At 58.3% G+C, this 21646-nt stretch carries 22 protein-coding genes; 12 read left to right on the forward strand and 10 right to left on the reverse strand.

The window, feature by feature from the left end:
- Positions 1 to 15 precede the first annotated feature (15 nt).
- The 7 genes from G6K99_RS17455 to hemE all read right to left on the reverse strand — a co-directional run bounded on the left by G6K99_RS17455 (position 16) and on the right by hemE (position 7774).
- Entirely contained in the window at positions 16 to 807 is a 792-nt protein-coding gene (locus tag G6K99_RS17455) for a ParA family protein (protein WP_062577083.1), read from the reverse strand.
- A gap of 13 nt (positions 808 to 820) precedes the next feature.
- Entirely contained in the window at positions 821 to 1438 is a 618-nt protein-coding gene (rsmG, locus tag G6K99_RS17460; RefSeq protein ID WP_174197311.1) for a 16S rRNA (guanine(527)-N(7))-methyltransferase RsmG, read from the reverse strand.
- Positions 1435 to 3318 (reverse strand): tRNA uridine-5-carboxymethylaminomethyl(34) synthesis enzyme MnmG, encoded by a 1884-nt coding sequence (mnmG, locus tag G6K99_RS17465; protein ID WP_174197312.1) that lies wholly within the window; start codon positions 3316 to 3318, stop codon positions 1435 to 1437. Before mnmG ends, rsmG begins: the two co-directional genes overlap by 4 nt.
- Positions 3319 to 3355: 37 nt before the next feature.
- Positions 3356 to 4654, reverse strand: a complete 1299-nt coding sequence (gene mnmE / locus G6K99_RS17470) for a tRNA uridine-5-carboxymethylaminomethyl(34) synthesis GTPase MnmE (RefSeq protein ID WP_174197313.1) — start codon at positions 4652 to 4654, stop codon at positions 3356 to 3358.
- A gap of 88 nt (positions 4655 to 4742) precedes the next feature.
- Positions 4743 to 6008, reverse strand: coding sequence for a transcription termination factor Rho (gene rho / locus G6K99_RS17475; RefSeq protein WP_092665173.1), 1266 nt, complete (start codon positions 6006 to 6008; stop codon positions 4743 to 4745).
- Between the two features lie 192 nt (positions 6009 to 6200).
- Positions 6201 to 6743, reverse strand: a complete 543-nt coding sequence (gene hemJ / locus G6K99_RS17480) for a protoporphyrinogen oxidase HemJ (RefSeq protein ID WP_174197314.1) — start codon at positions 6741 to 6743, stop codon at positions 6201 to 6203.
- A complete protein-coding gene (hemE, locus tag G6K99_RS17485; RefSeq protein WP_174197315.1) occupies positions 6740 to 7774 on the reverse strand; it encodes a uroporphyrinogen decarboxylase in 1035 nt (344 codons plus the stop codon). The genes hemJ and hemE overlap by 4 nt, the downstream gene beginning before the upstream one ends.
- 400 nt (positions 7775 to 8174) lie before the next feature.
- Between hemE and G6K99_RS17490 the strand changes: the two genes are divergently transcribed.
- The 5 genes from G6K99_RS17490 to dnaQ are packed head-to-tail and all read left to right on the forward strand — an operon-like array spanning position 8175 to position 11787.
- Positions 8175 to 8996: a pyruvate, water dikinase regulatory protein gene (locus G6K99_RS17490; RefSeq protein ID WP_062462887.1), complete on the forward strand. Its 822-nt coding sequence runs from the start codon at positions 8175 to 8177 to the stop codon at positions 8994 to 8996.
- A gap of 36 nt (positions 8997 to 9032) precedes the next feature.
- Entirely contained in the window at positions 9033 to 9632 is a 600-nt protein-coding gene (locus G6K99_RS17495) for a Maf-like protein (RefSeq protein WP_062577095.1), read from the forward strand.
- Positions 9625 to 10485 carry a shikimate dehydrogenase gene (locus G6K99_RS17500; protein ID WP_174197316.1) on the forward strand — a complete coding sequence of 287 codons (861 nt, stop codon included), beginning with the start codon at positions 9625 to 9627 and terminating at the stop codon, positions 10483 to 10485. Before G6K99_RS17495 ends, G6K99_RS17500 begins: the two co-directional genes overlap by 8 nt.
- A complete protein-coding gene (coaE, locus tag G6K99_RS17505) occupies positions 10482 to 11090 on the forward strand; it encodes a dephospho-CoA kinase (protein ID WP_113109965.1) in 609 nt (202 codons plus the stop codon). Before G6K99_RS17500 ends, coaE begins: the two co-directional genes overlap by 4 nt.
- Positions 11083 to 11787 carry a DNA polymerase III subunit epsilon gene (gene dnaQ / locus G6K99_RS17510; RefSeq protein ID WP_174197317.1) on the forward strand — a complete coding sequence of 235 codons (705 nt, stop codon included), beginning with the start codon at positions 11083 to 11085 and terminating at the stop codon, positions 11785 to 11787. The genes coaE and dnaQ overlap by 8 nt, the downstream gene beginning before the upstream one ends.
- Positions 11788 to 11858: 71 nt before the next feature.
- On the opposite strand, the gene secB is transcribed toward dnaQ, so the two are convergent.
- Both secB and G6K99_RS17520 read right to left on the reverse strand, forming a co-directional pair.
- Positions 11859 to 12335 (reverse strand): protein-export chaperone SecB, encoded by a 477-nt coding sequence (gene secB, locus G6K99_RS17515; protein WP_062462904.1) that lies wholly within the window; start codon positions 12333 to 12335, stop codon positions 11859 to 11861.
- A gap of 92 nt (positions 12336 to 12427) precedes the next feature.
- Positions 12428 to 12967 (reverse strand): FxsA family protein, encoded by a 540-nt coding sequence (locus G6K99_RS17520; protein ID WP_174197318.1) that lies wholly within the window; start codon positions 12965 to 12967, stop codon positions 12428 to 12430.
- 123 nt (positions 12968 to 13090) lie between these two features.
- Between G6K99_RS17520 and G6K99_RS17525 the strand changes: the two genes are divergently transcribed.
- From G6K99_RS17525 to gyrB, 5 genes are all read left to right on the forward strand, one after another.
- Positions 13091 to 13789, forward strand: coding sequence for a Tim44/TimA family putative adaptor protein (locus G6K99_RS17525; protein ID WP_062462907.1), 699 nt, complete (start codon positions 13091 to 13093; stop codon positions 13787 to 13789).
- On the forward strand, positions 13786 to 14922 hold the full coding sequence (locus G6K99_RS17530; protein ID WP_113109963.1) for a murein transglycosylase A: 1137 nt from the start codon (positions 13786 to 13788) through the stop codon (positions 14920 to 14922). The genes G6K99_RS17525 and G6K99_RS17530 overlap by 4 nt, the downstream gene beginning before the upstream one ends.
- A 10-nt stretch (positions 14923 to 14932) precedes the next feature.
- Positions 14933 to 15514 carry a Smr/MutS family protein gene (locus tag G6K99_RS17535; protein WP_082471708.1) on the forward strand — a complete coding sequence of 194 codons (582 nt, stop codon included), beginning with the start codon at positions 14933 to 14935 and terminating at the stop codon, positions 15512 to 15514.
- Positions 15511 to 15864 carry a helix-turn-helix domain-containing protein gene (locus tag G6K99_RS17540; protein WP_092665195.1) on the forward strand — a complete coding sequence of 118 codons (354 nt, stop codon included), beginning with the start codon at positions 15511 to 15513 and terminating at the stop codon, positions 15862 to 15864. Before G6K99_RS17535 ends, G6K99_RS17540 begins: the two co-directional genes overlap by 4 nt.
- Before the next feature lie 146 nt (positions 15865 to 16010).
- Positions 16011 to 18446, forward strand: a complete 2436-nt coding sequence (gyrB, locus tag G6K99_RS17545) for a DNA topoisomerase (ATP-hydrolyzing) subunit B (RefSeq protein ID WP_062577110.1) — start codon at positions 16011 to 16013, stop codon at positions 18444 to 18446.
- A gap of 112 nt (positions 18447 to 18558) precedes the next feature.
- On the opposite strand, the gene G6K99_RS17550 is transcribed toward gyrB, so the two are convergent.
- Complete coding sequence (locus G6K99_RS17550; protein WP_174197319.1) at positions 18559 to 19158, reverse strand: nitroreductase family protein; 600 nt, start codon at positions 19156 to 19158, stop codon at positions 18559 to 18561.
- A gap of 140 nt (positions 19159 to 19298) precedes the next feature.
- Between G6K99_RS17550 and G6K99_RS17555 the strand changes: the two genes are divergently transcribed.
- Positions 19299 to 20141, forward strand: coding sequence for a fumarylacetoacetate hydrolase family protein (locus G6K99_RS17555; protein ID WP_113167245.1), 843 nt, complete (start codon positions 19299 to 19301; stop codon positions 20139 to 20141).
- Between the two features lie 172 nt (positions 20142 to 20313).
- A complete protein-coding gene (locus tag G6K99_RS17560) occupies positions 20314 to 21606 on the forward strand; it encodes a polyhydroxyalkanoate depolymerase (RefSeq protein WP_174197320.1) in 1293 nt (430 codons plus the stop codon).
- Positions 21607 to 21646 lie beyond the last annotated feature (40 nt).

Raw genomic sequence — 21646 nt, forward strand, 5'->3', positions numbered from 1 at the left:
AATCAAAGAAGGGTTTCAAGCTGCCTTGCGCCGACGTTCCCGCTGGATCACCTCGGAGGCGAGCTGAAGGTAGGCCTGGCTCCCAGCGCATTTGAGATCGTAAAGAATAGCCGGCTTACCATATGAAGGCGCTTCGGATACCCGAACGTTGCGCGGAATCAGCGTGTGGTACACCTTATCACCGAGATATGTCCTGACGTCGCTGACGACCTGTTGGGCCAGATTGTTGCGCGCATCGAACATCGTCAGAACGATGCCCTGGATATCGAGCAGCGGATTGACCGTCCGGCGGACCTGGTCAACCGTTTCGAGGAGCTGGCTCAAACCCTCGAGCGCAAAGAACTCGCACTGCAGAGGTACGAGCACCGAATGCGCCGCGGCCATCGCATTCATCGTCAGCAGATTGAAAGAGGGTGGGCAGTCGACGAGGATATAAGAGTATGCACGCGCTACATCAGTATCCAGCGCCCGCTTTAACCGGAAAGCGCGGTCCGTGGCCTGCGAAATCTCCATCTCGAAACCAAGAAGATCCATGGTGGAGGGAACGATGGACAGGTTCGGAACAGCAGTCGGAACGGCAGTTTCGCTAATATCGCTTTCGCCCATCAGCACGTCATAAGACGAATGAACGCGATCCTTGCGGTTAATACCGAGGCCAGTGCTGGCGTTTCCCTGCGGATCAAGGTCGATGATGAGGACATTTTCGCCGATTGCGGCGAGCGCCGTTGCCAGGTTGATTGCTGTCGTCGTCTTACCGACGCCGCCTTTTTGATTAGCGATGGTAATAATACGGTTCTTTTCGAACATATCGCACCTGACTTTACGGGTCCTTGCGTCGGAGGTTGCTGATCTCAAGAATAACCGAGTCCTGCTCGACAACGCTTTGGTGTTCTAGCAGATCGAAATCCCAGCGACTACGGGCTTCGCTGACTTCACGGCGATAATCCCGGCCTTTGTGGAAGAAGCCTCTGGCTTCCGTTTCGACCATCCAATCGGAGGAATAGGATAGAAGTTGGTTGAGATCAGCCAGAGCGCGAGCGGAAACGCGCTGGCATCCAGGCAAGTCTTGTTTCGCCTGCTCGATCCGGAGCGGATGAACCGAACCCCGAGCTCCGGTTTCGTTCAGGGCGACGCGGAGGAAAGCAGCCTTTTTATGGTTGCTTTCGACCAAGTGAACCCAACCATCTTCAAGCTCGGCGAGCAATATCGCGGTCACGACGCCCGGAAAGCCACCGCCCGAGCCAAGATCGATCCATTTCGATGGCTCCGGGGATAGTTGAAAGATTTGCGCGCTATCGGCGATATGGCGCTGCCAAATCTCGTTCAGGGTCGAGGGAGCGACAAGGTTGATTGTTTTCGCCCACTTGGAGAAGAGCGTGGCAAAATACTCAAGCCTCTCCTGCGTTTCACGTGAAACACTTCTGCCGTTCAACATCATGCCGAGACTCGTTTTACGCGATCCGAGACCGCGGCTTCTTTTTTCACAAGCGCAAGAATAAGTGCCAACGCTGCCGGCGTGATACCGTCAACTTTTGCGGCCTGCGCCATATTGCTGGGCTGATGCTTCGCGAGCTTTATTCGTAGCTCGTTTGAGAGACCGGGCACTGTAGAATAATCGAAGGACAGGGGGATGGTTTTTGACTCATCGCGGATCGTTGAGCCAATATCTGCAGCCTGTCTATTCATGTAGACAGAGTAGGTGGACTCGATCTCGAGAGCTTCCGCTACCTTCCCATTGACCCCATGGAGTTCTCCCCAGACACCGGCCAGACCAGCCATCGATTGGTTGGGATATGCGAGCAGCTCGTACGCCGTACGCCGCTGGCCGTCCTGATTGAGGGACAATCCGTGCGCTGCACCCTGTTTAGGCGTCAGCGAGAGCGATTTCAGCATCGCACGGGTTTCGTCGACTGCTTTGGAGTAGGCCGCGAACTTCGCTGCACGATCAGTGCCCACGCAGCCCAGTCCAATGCCCTTCTGAGTGAGCCTGATATCGGCGTTGTCGGCTCGTAGCGAAAGGCGGTATTCTGCACGTGATGTAAACATCCGATAAGGTTCCGTCACGCCCTTCGACGTGAGGTCATCGACCATGACACCGATATAGGATTCGGCTCGGCTGAACGGCTCCGGCTGGCCTCCCGAAGCCGTGATCGCTGCTGAAAGGCCGGCGACCATTCCTTGCGCGGCAGCTTCCTCGTAACCCGTTGTGCCGTTGATCTGGCCAGCCAGGAACAGCCCCGGCAATTTCTTGACTTCCAGCGTGGGTGTCAATTCCCGCGGATCAACATAGTCATACTCGATCGCATAGCCGGGCTGGATAATCTCGACCTGCTCGAGGCCCGAGATCGTCCGGATAAAAGCCTCCTGGACTGATGCGGGCAGGGACGTGGATATTCCGTTTGGGTAAACAGTTGGATCATCAAGCCCTTCGGGCTCTAGGAAGATCTGGTGCCCGTCGCGCTCACCGAACCGCACGATCTTGTCTTCGATTGACGGACAATAACGCGGGCCCACGCCCTCGATCTGGCCGGAATACATTGCGGACAGGTGGATGTTGTCGGAGATGATCCGATGGGTCGCCTCGTTCGTGCGGGTCACTCCACAGCTGATCTGCGGCGTTACGATTTTATCGGTCATGAACGAGAATGGAACTGGCTGCTCATCGGCTTCCTGCTTGTCAAGCTGGTCCCAAGCGATGGTCCGCCCATCAAGCCGTGCCGGTGTGCCGGTTTTCAGGCGCCCCAAGGCAACGCCAAGTCCAAGAAGCGTCGCTGATAGCCCGAGCGATGGTTCCTCACCCACCCGACCGGCCGGTATCTGTTCCTGCCCGATATGAATAAGCCCGCGCAGGAACGTACCGGTCGTGAGTACAGCCGTTCCGCATCCGAATCGACGGCCATCCCTCATGATGACAGCTGACACTCGACCAGTGTCCGTGATGAGGTCGAATGCGTCACCCTCGATGACAGTGAGGCTCAGGTGATTGAAGATTTCCTTCTGCATCGCTTCACGGTAAAGGCGCCGGTCGGCCTGCGTACGGGGACCACGAACGGCGGGACCCTTTTTCCGGTTGAGCAAACGGAACTGGATTCCAGAAACGTCTGCGACGCGGCCCATCAGACCGTCAAGCGCATCGACCTCGCGCACGAGGTGACCTTTGCCCAGCCCGCCGATCGCGGGATTGCAGGACATGACACCAATCGTTTCACGTTTGTGGGTGATTAAGGCCGTCCTCGCGCCCATCCGCGCCGCAGCGCTCGCGGCCTCGCAACCGGCATGACCACCACCAATGACGATGACATCGAAATTTTGGTTCATATTCATTGTCCCACGTCAGCCGAGTGTTTCACGTGAATCATTTTCCGATACAGAACTGCGAGAAGATAACATCCAGCAACTGCTCGACATCGACGCGGCCCGTAATGCGCCCCAAGGCGGATGCGGCTGCTCGAAGGCTTTCGGCTCTCAAGTCAAGTTCCGTGCCGTTTAACGCCTCTGCGATAAAATTGGAAGCATCTTTCAGTGCGTCGACTTGCCGAGCTCTGTTCGGAACCAGCGAACCGGTCCACAGCGCTGTGATCTTTCGGAGGATGGTCTCCCTGAGGAGCTCGAGCCCGTCGCCAGTTTTAGTTGAGATGCAAAGGTCGAAGTCGTCCGAAGGTGCGTGCGCATCCAGCTTCGTTCCGACAGTCAGGACGTTAGTCTGACTGAACTCATGGTTTTGTAACGCCGGCGAATCGATCTCGTTGAGAGCGAGGATCATGTCGGCTTGCTCGATCGCAACACGGGCCCGACGGATCCCTTCGACTTCAACAATGTCGTCGCTTTCCCGCAGGCCAGCCGTATCGAAGAAACGGACGAGATAACCCGACATGTCGAGATCGACATGCAGGATATCCCGGGTCGTTCCTGCACGTTCCGTCACAATCGCCACATCCCGGTTCGCAAGCGCGTTCAAAAGGCTGCTTTTGCCCGCATTCGGAGGCCCGGCGATGACGATCTTGTAGCCATCCCGGATGATCTCGCCAGACTTTGCGGTTTCCAGATGCTGGAGAAGTTCCAGATAAATCTGGCCCACCTCGCTCCAGACCCGCTCCGATACGGAACCGGGCACGTCGTCCTCGTCAGCGAAATCCAGCTCGGCCTCGATCAGAGCACGCGACCGCGTCAGCCGCTCAGCCCAGTCGATATAGAGCGCTGACTGGCCGCCAAGGCTTTGCTCGACCGCAAGACGGCGCTGCATTTCCGTTTCGGCAGAGATGAGATCCGCAAGACCTTCAATCTCGACCAAATCCAGCTTGCCGTTCTCAAACGCTCGCCTTGAAAACTCGCCCGCCTCTGCCAACCTCAGTCCGTCGATTTGCTCGAGCTCTAGGACGAGAGCTGCGACAACGGCGCGGCTGCCATGCACATGCAGTTCGACGCAGTCTTCTCCCGTAAACGAGTTTGGCCCCGGGAAGCCGACCACCAGTCCCTGATCGATGATCGCGCCGTTTCGGCCGCGAATCGTTCTGAGCGATGCTTTCCGGTCCGTCGCTAAACGACCAGCAAGCGTCTCAGCCGCAGTGAAGGCTTGGTTGCCGCTTAGCCTGATAACGGCGAGACCTGCGGGCAGTGCTCCGCTCGAAAGGGCAAAGATCGTATCAGGGTTCATGATGCGGCTTTCGGACTGTGTCCCAGAAACTCGAAAGCGCCCGTCTTTACGACGGGCGCCTCGCGGTAGCAGTGAATCCGGCTAAGGATCAGGTGTTCATCGAGTCGAAGAAGTCGCTGTTGCTCTTGGTCTGCTTCAGCTTGTCGATCAAAAACTCGATTGCATCCGTCGTTCCCATCGGCGCGAGAATTCGACGGAGAACAAAGATCTTCTGCAGGTCCTGGCGCTGGACGAGAAGGTCTTCCTTGCGCGTGCCGGATTTCAGAATATCCATGGCTGGGAAGATGCGCTTGTCGGCAACCTTTCGGTCGAGCACGATTTCCGAGTTGCCGGTCCCCTTGAACTCTTCGAAGATGACTTCGTCCATACGGCTGCCCGTATCGATCAGCGCCGTAGCGATGATGGTCAGCGATCCGCCCTCTTCAATATTACGGGCGGCACCGAAAAAGCGCTTCGGGCGCTGCAGGGCGTTGGCATCCACACCACCGGTCAGAACCTTGCCGGATGACGGAACGACCGTGTTGTAGGCGCGGCCAAGACGGGTGATGGAGTCGAGCAGAATGACGACATCGCGGCCGTGTTCGACGAGGCGCTTCGCCTTCTCGATGACCATTTCAGCCACCTGAACGTGGCGGATGGCGGGTTCGTCGAAGGTCGAGGAAACAACTTCGCCCTTCACCGAGCGCTGCATGTCCGTCACTTCTTCCGGCCGCTCGTCGATCAGGAGAACGATGAGATAGCACTCGGGGTGGTTTGCCGTAATCGAATGCGCGATGTTCTGCAAGAGAACGGTCTTACCCGTGCGCGGCGGCGCGACGATCAGGCCGCGCTGGCCCTTGCCGAGCGGTGCGACGAGATCGATCACGCGCGCCGAATTGTCCTTCGACGTCGGGACGTCGAGTTCCATCTTGAAGCGCTCATTCGGGTAGAGCGGCGTCAGATTGTCGAAATGCACCTTGTGGCGGATTTTTTCCGGGTCGTCGAAGTTGATCGTGTTGACCTTCAGCAGCGCGAAATAGCGCTCGCCTTCCTTCGGCCCGCGGATCGGCCCCTCGACAGTGTCGCCGGTCTTCAGCGAGAAGCGGCGGATCTGCGAGGGAGAGATGTAGATATCATCGGGGCCAGGCAGGTAATTGGCGTTGGCCGAACGGAGAAAGCCGAAGCCATCTTGCAGAACTTCAACGACACCTTCGCCGATGATCTCGACATCCTGGCTGGCCAGAATCTTGAGAATCGCAAACATCAATTCCTGCTTGCGCATGGTGCTGGCGTTTTCCACCTCCAGCGATTCGGCGAATGTCAGCAAATCGGTCGGCGATTTGCTCTTGAGTTCTTGAAGCTTCATTTCAGCCATGAAGAGGGGACCATATTCAGAATTTTTTGGGGAAACAGGCGTGTCGGTGAAATTCGCTACCGCGGAAGACACCGGGGTAGGACAGACGATTACACACATGCCACGAGATGAGATGGCTGGGAAAATAGCTGTTCACGAGCACGCCTGCAAGGGGGAGGGGCAGGCGGAGTTAAGAAAAAGCTCAAGACACCATCAAAATGGCTTAACGATGACCATGATTACGATGGCAATCATCAAAACCGTCGGGATTTCGTTCATCAACCGCCAGTAGCGGGCGGTTTTGCGCGGCCCGTCTATGGCAAAAGCCCGAACTGCGGCACTGAACCGCATATGCGCCATGGTGAGCAGCAGGACAAACAGTATCTTGGCATGAAGCCAGCCGCCCTGGAAACCGTAGACTGCCCAAGCGAGATAAAGCCCGAGCGCCCAGCTGATCATCATCGCCGGGTTCATGATGATTTTCAGGAGCCGCCCCTCCATCACTTTGAAGGTTTCCGACTGGGCGGAGCCGGGTTCGGCTTCCGCGTGATAGATGAAAAGCCTGGGAAGGTAGAGCAGCCCGGCCATCCAGGAAATCACGGCGATGACGTGAAAGGCCTTGATGTAGAGCAGGAAATCATCCGGCCGCAGCCAGTAGATAAAAAACAGCACGACGACGAAAACCGAAAGCGCCGTCGCCGCCCGGAACGCGACACGCCGCCCATTTCCGGCACCGGTGCGATCGTCCCGCGTCATACGCCCGATCCTCTGACCCGTTTCACAAGATGCGCAACAGTCTGCGGATCCGCCTGCGGTGTGATGCCGTGGCCGAGATTGAAGATCAGCGGTCCCTGTCCAAGCCCCTGGAGAATAGCATCGATCCCGTCGTCTAGGGACTTTCCGCCTGCCACCACGCGCATTGGATCGAGATTGCCCTGGACGGGCCCGTCCTTCTGCAGCTCCTGCGCAAACGACATCGGCACCGACCAATCGAGCCCGATTGCATCTGCGCCCGTCCGGGCCCGGTAGTGTTTGAGGTTCATGCCTGCACCCTTGGCGAAAGCAATCACCTTCGCGTTAGGTCGCGCTGCCTTGATGATATCGATGATCCGCCGCACGGGCTTGATCGAGAATTCCTCGAATTCCTTCTCCCCGAGCACGCCGGCCCAGGAATCGAAGATCTGCACGACATCTGCGCCCGCATCGATCTGACCGATCAGATATTCGGCAGACATCTCCGCCAGCAGAGCCAGCAGTTTTTCAAAGGCCTCGGGGTAGCGGTAGGCGAACAGACGTGCCGGCGCTTGGTCCGGTGTTCCCTGACCGGCGATCATATAGGTCGCAACGGTCCAGGGAGCCCCGCAGAAGCCGATCAGGGCAGTTTCAGGGGGTAGCTCCAGCCGAAGCCTCCGAACCGTCTCCAGCACCGGTGCAAGGTGGGAAAGCATCGTACTGCTATCGAGCGCTGCAATCCCTGCTTCGTCGATCGGATCCATCCTTGGACCCTCTCCCTGCACGAAGCGAACATTGCGCTTCAAGGCATCGGGAATGACGAGGATATCGGAAAACAGAATGGCTGCGTCGAACTGGTAGCGCCGGATAGGCTGAAGCGTCACTTCGACAGCCAGATCCGGCGTATAACAGAGATCGAGAAACGAACCGGCTGCCGCACGGACTTCCCGGTACTCGGGCAGATATCGACCTGCCTGCCTCATAAGCCATATCGGCGGTGGGGTGATCGTCTTGCCGTTCAGCACCTCAACGATCTTCCTGGTCGGACCGGCCAATGGGTTCTCCAAATAAAGAAAATAAGATTCTTAAGATCTTCTATTTCTTAGAGTCGGTGAGTAGCAAGGATTAAAACTCCTGCACAGAAAACGCGACGATCTGCCGCTCCGTATCGTTGAAAAGGAAAACTTCCGGGCATTCTTGGCAGAGCTTCTGGATAACCATATTTCAATCAGGGATATCAATTGCTTGTGCTGGGCGCTTGGTGAAGCTCTCTTGTGGATATCTTGTGAATCAAGCGATAGGTTCATCCGGTTATCCCCGCTTTGAACAGGGGGCCTGAACGGCTTCCTCGAAATACGCGATTGTGGACAACTCGGAGGTTATCCCAGGGGTCTGGCTCGGCCCTCGAAAGGCGGTCAGTCTCTCCCCGGTTATCAACAGAGGACGAAGAACAACGTGGAGAACAGAAAAAACTTCTTCCATCTCCACCTCATATCTGACTCCACCGGCGAGACCCTGATCTCGACAGGACGCGCGGCGGCAGCCCAGTTCCAGACCTCGCTCGCCGTCGAGCACGTCTATCCGCTGGTGCGAAACCGCAAGCAGGTTCTCGCCGTGCTGGAGGCGATCGATCGTGAACCGGGGATCGTCCTTTATACGATCGTTGATCGCGAGCTTGCGAAACTGCTGGACGACCGCTGCCGTCAGATAGGAACACCGTGCGTCAACGTGCTGGAACCGGTTATGGCGACATTCCAGACCTATCTCGGAGCACCGTCTAAATACCGCGTCGGCGCGCAGCATGCGCTCAACGCGGAATATTTCGCCCGCATCGAAGCGCTGAACTTCACCATGGATCATGACGATGGCCAGATGCCCGAAGGGTACGACGAGGCCGATGTCGTACTGGTCGGGATCAGCCGCACCTCGAAGACGCCGACCAGCATCTATCTCGCCAACCGCGGAATCAAGACGGCCAATATCCCGATCGTGCCGGGCGTCGACCTTCCGCACGCACTTCTGTCTGCAACCCGGCCCCTGATCGTCGGGCTGGTCGCGACGACGGACCGCATTTCACAGGTGCGCGAACACCGCGAACTCGGAACCACGCAAAATTTCGATCGCGGTCATTATACGGATCGGGCAACGATCAACGAGGAACTGAAATATGCACGAGCGCTCTGCTCGCGCCACGGCTGGCCGGTCATCGACGTCACCCGTCGGTCGATCGAGGAGACGGCGGCGGCCATCGTTGCGCTCCGCCCGAAGCTACGGTAATTCGGCACTAATTCCATCCGGAGATCTGCCGTGACAATGTCTCACTCAAGGCCACTCATATTGGCCTCATCCAGCAAGTTCAGACGCATGTTGATGGAAAATGCGGGGCTGAGTTTCGAAAGCCGGGCCGCCGATATCGATGAACGTCAGATCGAGGCGGGACTGGTGGGCGCCAGCCCAGATATCGTCGCGCTGACCTTGGCAAAGGCCAAGGCGCTCGATGTCAGCAGACACTATCCTTCCGCCATCGTCATCGGGTCGGATCAGACCATGTCGCTCGATCATCGCGTTTATCACAAGCCGAAATCACGGGAAGAGGCGCGCGAAAGCCTGCTCTCTCTGTCGGACAGGACGCATAGGCTGAACAGCGCCGTCGCTCTTATGCGCGATGGCGAAACCCTTTGGGAGCATGTTGCACACGCCGATCTTACCGTCAGACCGCTCAGCGAGATATTCGTGGATCGCTATCTGGATAGGGTGGGCGAAACGGTGTTCGGAAGCGTCGGCGCCTACCAGTTGGAAGGTGAGGGCATTCAGCTCTTCTCGCGGATCAAGGGAGATTACTTTACCATTCTCGGCCTACCCATGCTGCCGCTTCTCGACACCTTGCGCGCGATCGGAGCGATCGATGGCTGATTCACGTGAAACACTTTTGGTTAACGCTTTCGTAACGGGCTGGCCGATCAAGCACTCGCGTTCGCCGATCATCCACGGTCATTGGCTGGCTAAGTTCGGTATTGCTGGCCGCTACACACGTGAAGCGGTGGCACCTGAGGATTTTCCAGCTTTCATCAGCAAGCTCAAAGACGGATCATCGGGCTATCGCGGCGGCAATGTCACCATTCCCCACAAGGAAATGGCTTTTGCGCTCGCTGATCGTCCAGATGCGATTGCCGAAGAACTCGGTGCCGCCAATACGCTGTGGATGGAGGACGGTGTTCTTCACGCCTCGAACTCCGATGTCTACGGTTTTACCGCCAACCTCGACGAACAGTCGCCCGGTTGGGGAAATGTCGATCGCGCCGTCATTCTCGGTGCTGGCGGTGCCAGCCGAGCTATCATTCAAGCCGTCAGGGATCAGGGCGTCGGAGAAATTCACGTCGTCAACCGGACCGTGGCGCGTGCGCAGGAACTTGCCGACCGGTTCGGACAAAACGTGCACGCGCATGCGATGGAAGCACTGGGCGAGGTCATGTCCGGCGCAGGTCTCTTTGTGAATACAACATCGCTCGGCATGGACGGCGCGCCGATACCGCAGTTCGACTTCTCGACCATGCTCACGAACGCAGTCGTTACCGATATCGTTTATATCCCGCTGCAAACGGACATTCTGAAACAGGCGGAGGAGCAGAGCTTCGTGACCGTGGATGGTCTCGGCATGCTTCTGCATCAGGCCGTGCCGGGTTTCGAGAAATGGTTCGGCCTCCGCCCTGTCGTCGATCAGACGCTGCGGGATCTTGTCATCGCAGATATGGATATTCACGGATGATCGTTATCGGCCTCACCGGCTCCATCGGCATGGGGAAATCCACCACCGCAGAAATGTTTGCGCAAGAGGGTATCCCGGTCAACGATGCCGACCAGGTGGTCCACGATCTCTATCACGGTGAAGCGGTCGATCCGATCGCGGAGGCGTTCCCGAATGCGGTCAGAGACGGTGTCGTCGACCGACAGGAACTGTCGCGCCAGCTTTCGGCAGCACCTGAAAAATTCAAACTGCTGGAATCCATCGTCCACCCGCTGGTGCGCAAACGCGAAGCAGAATTTCTCGATAAACACAAAAGCGCCGGCGCAGCGCTCGTCGTGCTCGACATTCCCTTGCTGTTTGAGACCGGCGGCAAAAAAAGGGTCGATTTTGTCGTCGTCGTCAGCTGCGATCCACAGGTGCAGCGCCAGAGGGTACTTGCGCGGCCCGGCATGACAGAGGAGAAGTTGTCGATGATCTTGGCCCGGCAGGTTCCGGATGCCGAAAAGCGGGCGCGTGCCGATTTCGTCATCGACACCGGCGCCGGACTGGAGACAGCCAGATCAAGCGTGCGCGAGATCATCGGCAAGCTCAAAGCCGGCAGCAGGAACGGAAATACCCATGCGTGAAATCATCTTCGATACCGAAACCACAGGCCTTGAATCCAAGGCCGACCGGATTATCGAAATCGGCGGCATAGAGCTCATCAACAACTTCCCGACGGGAAGAACGCTGCACCTCTATATCAACCCGGGCGATCGCAAGGTTCACCCGGATGCGCTGGCCGTCCATGGCATTACCGATGAGTCGCTGAAAGACAAGCCGCCGTTCGCCCAGGTGGCGCAGCAGATCATCGACTTCTTCGATGGCGCCCGGTGGATCGCCCACAATGCCAATTTCGATATCGGCTTTATCAATGCCGAATTTGAACGCATAGGCCTGCCGCCGGTCCCACCGGAAAACGTGGTCGATACGCTTTCGATGGCCCGCCGAAAGCATCCGATGGGTCCTAACTCCCTCGACGCACTGTGCCGTCGCTACGGCATCGACAATGGCCATCGCACCAAGCACGGCGCGCTGCTCGACTCCGAACTCCTGGCGGAAGTCTATATCGAAATGACCGGCGGCCGGCAGGCGGCTCTCGGTCTGGTCGGTGCCGATCAGCCGAGAAACGTCATCGAGATCGATGATGTGGTGGTAACCGCGATCGCAGCACGGCCGCGCCCTTTGCCGCCGCGCATCAGCGAAGACGACATTGCCGCCCATGCCGCAATGGTCAGTGGACTGAAGGATAAGGCCGTCTGGCTGAAATATGCAGCCGACTGATTTCTGCTGAAGTCCAGACATGAAAAAAGCCCGGCTGTGACCGGGCTTTTTATATTCTATCCGTTGCTCGCTCAGCTGTTGAGCGGCTGAACCTGCGACTTGGTCTGTTCTTCGGCCATGCGCTGCGAGAACATCTGACCGAAATCGATCGGATCGATCATCAGCGGCGGGAAGCCACCGTTGCGGGTCACGTCGGAAATGATCTGGCGTGCGAACGGGAAGAGAAGACGCGGGCATTCGATAAACAGAAGCGGCAGCATGTGCTCCTGCGGGAAACCGGTGATGCGGAAAACGCCGCCGTATACCAGCTCGGCCGCAAACACGATCTTGTCGTCTTCGCGGGCTTCGGCACTCAGCGACAGAACGACGTCGAAGTCGTTTTCCGAAAGCGGATTGGCGTTGACGTTGACGCTGATATTGATCGCTGGTGCCTTGTCGCGCGACTGCAGCGAGCGTGGCGCGCCGGGATTTTCGAACGAAAGATCCTTGGTGTACTGCGCCAGGATATTGAGCGAGGGGGCGGAAGCCTGTTCGTTATCGTCTGCCATAAAAATTCCTCAAGGCTGGAAAGGGTGGCTGAAAAGCGTTGGGGGCACTTAACATTTCGCTCCAGGGCTTACAACCCTGCGAGATCTTAGCCTTAAGGTTCGATCCGCTTATCCTTGTCCGCCCAAGGCGAGGACGGGTTCGGTTCGCGGCGATAATCGTCGTCATCGAGATCGACCACCGGGCCGGATCCAACCGGATGAACAGGCGCCGGACCGGGGCCAGGGCCGGGACCGGTGCGAAAACCGCCCGGCCTTCTTCGATCGCCCGAATTCACGACGACCACGCGGCTGCCGATGGCCGACCAGATCAGCTTGCGGATAAAGGGCACAAGCAGCGCGAGACCAATGATGTCGGTCAGAAACCCCGGCAGCATCAGCAGGATGCCAGCCACCACGACCATCGCTCCGCTCACCAGTTCGGCTGCAGGCATCCGACCTTCGCGTCCTTCTGTCGAAAGCCGCCGCAGCATAGTCATCCCCTGGCCGCGGATCATCAATGCGCCCAGGAGGCCCGTTCCGAGGACGAGGCCAAGCGTTCCCCAAAGTCCGATCGCTCTTCCGACCAGAACAAAACCAGCGATTTCGGCCAGCGGCCAAGCCAGGAGAACAACCGGAAGGAATGGTAAGCGCATAATCATTGCCTGTATCTAATTGGCGGATATGGGTTCATCTCACGCCGTTGCTATTTGAAGATGGGCGGTAGGAGACTATATGAAAAGCTGCATAGAACTTTTAAACGACAATTGCGGGATAAAATGGGCTCGAACGACTTGATAACACTGTTTTTCCTCGTCGCAGCAGTGCTGATATTCCTGCAATTGCGCAGCGTCCTCGGCCGGCGCACGGGACATGAGAAGCCGCCGACTGAGACAGTCAGCCCTCGCGATGTTGCCCGCGGTCCCGTCGAGGACGATAGCAAGGTAGTGACGCTTCCTCGCCGCGACAATGTCGATGAGGAACAACGCAATGCCGATATCGACGCCGTCGCGAAGCCTGATACGCCGCTCAACGCATCGCTTCGTGCCCTCGTGAAGGAAGATCCGTCGTTCCGCCCGAAGGAATTCCTCAACGGCGTGCGGATGGCGTACGAGATGATCGTCATGGCTTTTGCCGACGGTGATCGGAAGACCTTGAAAGGGCTTCTCTCCAATGAAGTCTATGACGGTTTCGAAGCGGCAATCGCCGAGCGCGAGGCCAAGGGCGAGGTGATCAAGTCCACATTTGTCGGCATCGACAAATGCGACATGACACAGGTTTCGATCAAGGATGGCGAATCCCAGGTTACCGTCCGCATTGTCAGCCAGTTGATCTCCGCAACCTTCGACAAGGCTGGCACGCTGATCGACGGCGATCAGGAAACCGTAGCCGACGTCATCGACATCTGGACCTTTGCCCGCGACATCGGCTCCCGCGACCCGAACTGGAAGCTGGTCGCCACCGAATCCGAACAATGATTTCCGCGTCTCCGACCCTCTCTGACTTCCGCCTCGAGAGGGTCGACTTCGCGGATCTCCCCGGTTGGGCTGCCGACGATCCGAGCCCGCTGTATGAGGCGATGCGTGCTTGCGCGGCCCATATCCGAAACGTTAAGCCCTATCGCAAGGGTTCTCTCGGCCTTGAGGCCAGGGAACTGGCGGACCTCTTCGAGCAGGCCGCACCATTTGCGGATGCCTCTGCAGCTCGCACCTTCTTCGAACAACGCTGCACACCCTTCCGGATCCTGAAGCACAATGACGAACAAGGATTCGTCACCGCCTTCTACGAACCGGAAGTCGACGTCTCCGATGTGAGCGAAGGTCTTTTCACCCATCCCTTCTATTTCCGGCCTGACGATCTCGTCGATCTCGACGAAAGCAATCGCCCTGCGGATCTCGACTCCGGCTACATGTTCGGCCGTCAGACGCCGGATGGTATCGTCGCTTATCCGGATCGCGGTGAAATCGATCGCGGCTGTCTCAACGGCCGGGGGCTGGAGATAGCCTTCGCACGGTCGCGGATCGACGTCTTCTTTGCCCATGTTCAGGGCGCAGCTCGGCTGGTCTACCCCGATGGCCGCGTCCGTCGCATCACCTACGCGGCAAAGGCAGGCCATCCGTTTTCGCCGATCGGCAAGCTTCTGATCGATCGTGGCGAAATCGCTCGCGAAGACATTTCCATGCAGAGCATTCGGACGTGGCTTGCCGAAGCTCTGGTGTCGAATCCGGCTAAGGTTGATGAAGTCTTATGGCACAACAAGTCCTACATCTTCTTCCGTGAGGCCGATGTCAGCGACCCTGACCTCGGTCCTATCGCTGCCGCCAAGGTGCCGCTGATCGCGGGACGCTCGCTCGCCGTGGATCGCTCCATTCACACATTCGGCTACCCCTTTTTCATCCATGCGGAACGGCTGACACATCTCGACGACGGCAAGCCGTTCGCGCGGCTGATGCTGGCGCTCGATACGGGTTCAGCCATTATTGGGCCTGCAAGGGGCGATATCTTCACCGGTTCCGGCTATCACGCAGGCGAGCTTGCCGGCACGGTGCGAAACGATGCGGATTTCTATATCCTCGTCCCAAATGCGGCCGCCGGCCGTTATGCCGGGTAGGATATGGCGCATGAAGGATCGAAAACTCAGTTCAGATGAACGCATCCTGTGGGGCAAGGTGGCGAAATCCGCTCGTGCTCTGCCTGGGCGCATGAAAGAGATCGCTGCCTTCGAAGAGGAAATGGCGGCACGACTGGCGGCAGAGGATGAAGTCTCCAAGCCCCCGGTACCGCCAACCCAGCGTGTCAGCGATGCCTTCGCGGCAGTCGCGCCGAAGGTAAAAAAGCCTGCCGGCATTCATCATCCGCTGGAAAAACCCACCCGGAAGAAGCTCGCCAAGGGTCGCCTTGCGATCGATGCGCGGCTCGATCTTCATGGTCTCTACCAGGACGCCGCCCACGATCTGCTGCTCGATTTTCTTTACAGTGCCCATGATCGCGGTCTGCGCCATGTTCTTGTCATCACCGGCAAGGGCCGCTCGGTGGGCGGCGAGGGGGTTCTGCGCCGTGCGGTGCCGCTGTGGTTCTCGAAGGCCGAATTTCGTTTCCTGATCTCGTCCTACGAATGGGCAGCCCAAAACCATGGTGGCGAGGGCGCCATGTACGTGCGGCTTTCAAAGAGCCGTGCGGATTATCGGGGATCGGTCCTGTGACGCCCTTTGGTGAAGCGCTTCGACAGCTGCGCGCCAAAAAGGGAGTTACCCAGAGGCAACTGGCAGAGGCGATCGGGGTTACGCCTGCCTATCTGTCGGCCTTGGAACATGGCAAACGGGGCCGGCCCACATTCGAGCTGCTCCAGCGTATCACCGGCTATTTCAACATCATCTGGGATGAAGCGGAAGAATTGTTTCGGGTCGCAGAAGCCTCGCGCCCGAAAGTGGTCCTCGACACGACAGGCCTGGCGCCTGCATACACCGCATTTGCCAACGCCTTGGCGGCACGGATTCGCTCTTTGCCGCCGGACGTGCTAGAGGAAATGCGAAGACTTCTGCAAAAGGCTTGAATTGCCCTGGAAATCTCTGCGCATCCACGCCTTTCCAGGCATTTTGCGCGGCACCAACCTTTAGAAACCGCCCTGAATTCCCTATATTCAAGGCGGAGACTCCGGTGATTCGCTCGCCGGTATTTTAACCAACTGGAAGAGACTGAATGACCGACACACCCGTCAGCGATCACGGCGCGAGTGCCGAATACGGTGCCGATTCCATCAAGGTTCTAAAGGGCCTGGATGCGGTGCGAAAGCGCCCAGGCATGTATATCGGCGACACAGACGACGGCTCGGGTCTGCATCACATGGTCTACGAGGTCGTCGACAACGCGATCGACGAAGCCTTGGCCGGCCATGCAGATATCGTCACGGTCACGCTCAATGCGGATGGCTCGGTCAGCGTCACCGACAACGGTCGCGGCATTCCGACGGATATCCATACCGGCGAAGGCGTCTCGGCAGCCGAGGTCATCATGACCCAGCTCCACGCCGGCGGTAAGTTCGACCAGAATTCCTACAAGGTCTCGGGCGGCCTGCACGGCGTTGGCGTCTCGGTCGTCAATGCGCTTTCGGTCTGGCTCAAGCTGAAGATCCGTCGCTCAGGCAAGGTTCACGAGATCTCGTTCACGCACGGCGTCGCCGATGCGCCGCTGAAGGTCATCGGGGATTATGAAGGTCGCTCCGGCACGGAAGTTACCTTCCTCGCCAGCACCGAAACCTTCACTATGACCGAGTTCGATTACGGCACACTCGAGCACCGCCTTCGCGAACTCGCCTTCCTCAACTCCGGCGTTCGAATCCGGCTCACGGATCGGCGCAAGCCCGACGTGAAGGAAGAGGAAATGCTGTATGACGGCGGCCTCGAAGCCTTCGTCAAATATCTCGACCGTTCCAAGAAGCCACTCGTCGAAAAGCCTGTCGCCATCAAGGGCGAGAAGGACGGCATGACGGTGGAAGTCGCGATGTGGTGGAATGACAGCTACCACGAGAACGTTCTCTGCTTCACCAACAACATTCCGCAGCGCGATGGCGGCACGCATATGGCGGGCTTCCGTGGTGCGCTGACTCGCCAGATCACGTCCTATGCGGACTCGTCCGGCATCATGAAAAAGGAAAAGGTTTCGCTCACGGGTGACGACTGCCGAGAAGGCCTGACCGCAGTTCTTTCCGTGAAGGTGCCGGATCCGAAGTTCTCGTCGCAGACCAAGGACAAACTCGTGTCCTCGGAAGTGCGCCCGGTTGTCGAAAGCCTCGTCAACGAAGCGCTGAGCTCCTGGCTCGAAGAACATCCGGCTGAAGCGAAGATCCTTGTCGGCAAGGTGGTGGAAGCTGCTGTTGCACGCGAAGCGGCCCGCAAGGCTCGTGAACTCACCCGCCGCAAGGGCGTGCTCGATATTGCCTCGCTGCCCGGCAAGCTCGCCGATTGCTCCGAGCGTGATCCGGCCAAGTCCGAAGTCTTCCTCGTTGAGGGTGACTCCGCTGGTGGTTCCGCCAAGCAGGGCCGTTCGCGTGATACCCAGGCGATCCTACCGCTCCGCGGCAAGATCCTGAACGTCGAGCGCGCCCGTTTCGACAAGATGCTGTCCAGCCAGGAAATCGGCACGCTGATTACCGCTCTGGGCACATCGATCGGCAAGGATGAGTTCAACGCTGACAAGCTGCGCTATCACAAGATCATCATCATGACGGACGCCGACGTCGACGGCGCCCATATCAGAACCCTGTTGCTGACCTTCTTCTTCCGTCAGATGCCGGAACTGATCGAGCGTGGCCACATCTACATTGCCCAGCCGCCGCTTTATAAGGTGACGCGCGGCAAGTCGATCCAGTACCTGAAGAACGAGCAGGCTCTGGAAGAGTATCTGATCGGCATGGGGCTGGAAGATACGACCCTGACCCTCGGCTCCGGTGAAGTCCGTGCCGGCCAGGATATGCGCGAAGTCATCCAGGATGCATTGCGCATCCGCTCGATCATCGAGGGACTGCATTCTCGCTACAACCGCTCGATCATCGAGCAGGCAGCCATTGCCGGCGCACTTCATCCAGATCTGACGGACAATCCCGAACGGGCCCAGCAGACGGCTAACGAAGTCGCCAAGCGTCTCGATATGATCGCCGAGGAAACCGAGCGTGGCTGGTCGGGTCACGTCACCGACGAAGGCGGCATGCGCTTCGAGCGGATGGTTCGTGGCGTCAAGGAAGTCGCCGTGATCGATGTGGCCCTGATCGGCTCTGCCGATGCCCGCCATATCGACCAGATGTCGTCGCGTCTGCAGGAGATCTACAGCACGTCGCCAGTCCTCGCTCGCAAGGATAGCGAGCAGGATATTTCAGGTCCACGCGCCCTTCTCGACACGATCTTTGCGGCGGGACGCAAGGGACTGTCCATGCAGCGCTATAAGGGACTTGGTGAAATGAATGCCGAGCAGCTGTGGGAAACAACGCTTGATCCCAATGTTCGCTCGCTGCTTCAGGTCAAGGTTCCCGATGCGACGGATGCAGACGGCCTGTTCTCGCGTTTGATGGGCGACGAGGTCGAGCCTCGGCGCGAGTTCATCCAAGAGAACGCGCTGAACGTCGCCAACCTCGATATCTAGCAATCTTTTCATCGTGCAAAAATGGCGGCCTCCCGGCCGCCGTTTTTGTTTGTCCAGCAGAAATCTGTTTCACGTGAATCTAACCTGGGGATGGAGGATTCACGTGAAACAATTATTCTTCGCCGGCAAACCTTCCCTCGAAAGCGATCTCTGAGACAGGCTTGCGCTGGCTTGGAACCTCACGTTCGCGCAAGTCCTCCGGCAGCGTGTCCTTGGCTGCCATCCGCCCGATCGCCGCTGCGGCTTCCACCCTGAAACCCTCAGGCAATCCAAGTTCGCCAACAGCCTTTTCCTTGTCGAACCCTTCCATGCCATGCGCATGATACCCAAGCTTCATAGCCTGGCAGATGATTGAGAACCACGCGGCGCCTGTATCGAAAGAATGCGTGTATCCCTCGCGACGTTCGCCATCCTTGGAAAGGCGATAGGTTTTCGACACGAAGAAGACCAGCGCGCCGGCGTTTTCTGCCCAGCGCCGATTGCCCGGAACGAGGAGATCCGCAAGTCTGGTGAAATCCTCGGTGCCATGTAGCGCGTAGACAAAGCGCCAAGGCTGGCTGTTGCCGGAAGAGGGTGCCCAATGCGCGGCATCCAGAATGGTCAGCATCGTTTCCCGATCGATGGCTTCCTTCTCGAAGGCCCGCGGCGACCAGCGATCCAGAAAGAATGCGTCGATTGGAAATTCCGAGGTCCGGCTGTTGCTGGTCGTCATAGTGTCCTCTCAAGTTTGGGTCTTACCCAATCTAGGCAGTTAGGGCTGCTTTGCAATGAACCGCAGATGGCAGAAAGAGGGGTGACAATCGCGCCTCTTTTTTGCATAAACACTTGTCTGACAACTGGAGGAATAAGACCTTGAAATTGATGCGTGTAGGACCTGTGGGCCAGGAGAAGCCGGCATTGCTCGATCAGGATGGCAAGATCCGTGATCTGTCTGGCCATGTCGCGGATATCGGCGGGGAGGCGATTTCGCCCGAGGGTTTGACGAAGATTGCCGCGATCGACGCGTCGACATTGCCGGAACTGTCTGCCGATCGGATCGGCGCCTGCGTGACGGGCACCGGCAAGTTCATCTGCATCGGTCTCAACTATTCCGACCACGCGGCCGAAACCGGCGCCACCGTGCCGCCGGAACCGATCATCTTCATGAAGGCCACCTCCGCCATCGTCGGACCCAACGACGACGTCGTCATTCCGCGCACATCGGAAAAGACCGACTGGGAAGTCGAACTCGGTGTCGTCATCGGCAAGACCGCGAAATACGTGTCGGAAGCCGAGGCGCTGGATTACGTTGCCGGTTACTGCCTCACCAACGACGTCTCCGAGCGCGCATTCCAGACAGAACGCGCGGGCCAGTGGACCAAGGGCAAGTCCTGCGACACGTTCGGACCGATTGGCCCATGGCTTGTCACCAAGGACGAGGTCGCGGATCCGCAGAACCTTGGAATGTGGCTGACGGTCAACGGCGAAAAGATGCAGAACGGCTCATCCAAGACGATGGTCTACGGCGTCGCCTTCCTCGTCTCCTATCTCAGCCAGTTCATGTCGCTGCATCCGGGAGACGTCATCTCCACGGGTACGCCTCCGGGCGTCGGCCTTGGCCTCAAGCCCCCGCGCTTCCTGAAAGCCGGCGACGTTGTCGAACTCGGCATCGATGGTCTCGGCACCCAGAAACAGACATTCGTCGCCGATATCTGATCGATCGCTGGCATCGGCAAGGCGTGCTGCGGCGAGGGAAGGGCGGTGGTAAACCGCCGCCCTTTCATAACTCCCTCCACAAGTGCTAGCCTTGCTGCATTCCGATGGCGGAACGTTTTGCCCGCCACCGCTTTGACGGATATCGGACCAGGGATGAGGAGAGCCCGATTTCATGTTCTACCAGCTCTATGAGTTGAACCATGCCGCCATGGCGCCGTTCCGGGCCGCCGCGGATGCCATGCGCTTCATGTCCGACAATCCGATGAACCCGTTCGCCCAGACAGCACTTGGCCGCTCCATGTCGGCCAGTCTCGAAGTGTTCGAGCGGATGACGCGACGCTATGGGAAGCCGAGCTTCAATCTTCCGGAAACGGTGGTCGACGGTAAGCCGGTCATGGTCACCGAAGAGATCGTCTGGGCAAAGCCCTTTTGCAATCTCCTGCATTTTCGCCGAGATCTGCCCGCCGCTCGCCCGCCCGACCAGAAGATCCTGCTCGTCGCGCCGATGTCGGGTCACTATGCCACCTTGCTGCGTGGCACGGTCGAAGCACTTCTACCCCATGCGGATCTCTACATCACCGACTGGATCGATGCCCGCATGGTTCCGGTCACCGAGGGCAGCTTCGATCTCGACGATTACATCGACTACCTGATCGAGATGCTGCATCAGATCGGTCCCGGCACCCACGTGGTCGGCGTCTGCCAGCCGTCGGTGCCTGTGCTTGCCGCCGTTGCGGTGATGGAAACCCGCGGTGATCGGATGGCGCCCGCCTCGATGACGCTGATGGGCGGACCGATCGATACCCGCAGCAATCCGACAGCCGTCAACAAACTTGCCGGAGATCACCCACTCGAATGGTTTCGCGACAATGTCATCATGAGCGTGCCGTTTCCGCAGCCGGGCTTCATGCGGCGCGTCTATCCGGGCTTCCTGCAGCTGTCAGGCTTCATGTCGATGAACCTTGACCGCCACGTCACCGCTCACAAGGAGTTCTACGAGCACCTCGTCAAAAACGATGGCGAGCCCGCCGAAAAACACCGCGAATTCTACGACGAATATCTCGCGGTGATGGATCTGACGGAAGAATTCTATCTGCAAACCGTCGATGCCGTCTTTATCCGTCATTCCTTGCCCAAGGGCGAGATGATGCATCGCGCGATGCCTGTCGATACGAAGGCGATCCGCTCCGTCGCTCTTTTGACGGTGGAAGGCGAAAACGACGATATTTCCGGCGTCGGCCAGACAAAGGCGGCGCACACGATTTGTCCGAATATCCCGGATGACAAGCGCCAGCATTACATGCAGCCCGATGTCGGGCATTACGGGGTCTTCAACGGTTCGCGTTTCCGCAGCGAAATCGCCCCCCGCATCGTCGAATTCACCCGCAAGCATGCCATGGCCGATACCAAAGCTGCCAAGCCTGCTTCCCGGAAGCGCAGTACCAAGGGTGATTCGCCGGCTTGAGAGTGGATCCGGATCGACGCCTGTATCTGGATTTCTCCAA

The organism is Neorhizobium sp. AL 9.2.2, from assembly GCF_013317225.1.
In the GTDB taxonomy this organism is placed as follows: Bacteria; Pseudomonadota; Alphaproteobacteria; order Rhizobiales; family Rhizobiaceae; genus Neorhizobium; species Neorhizobium soli.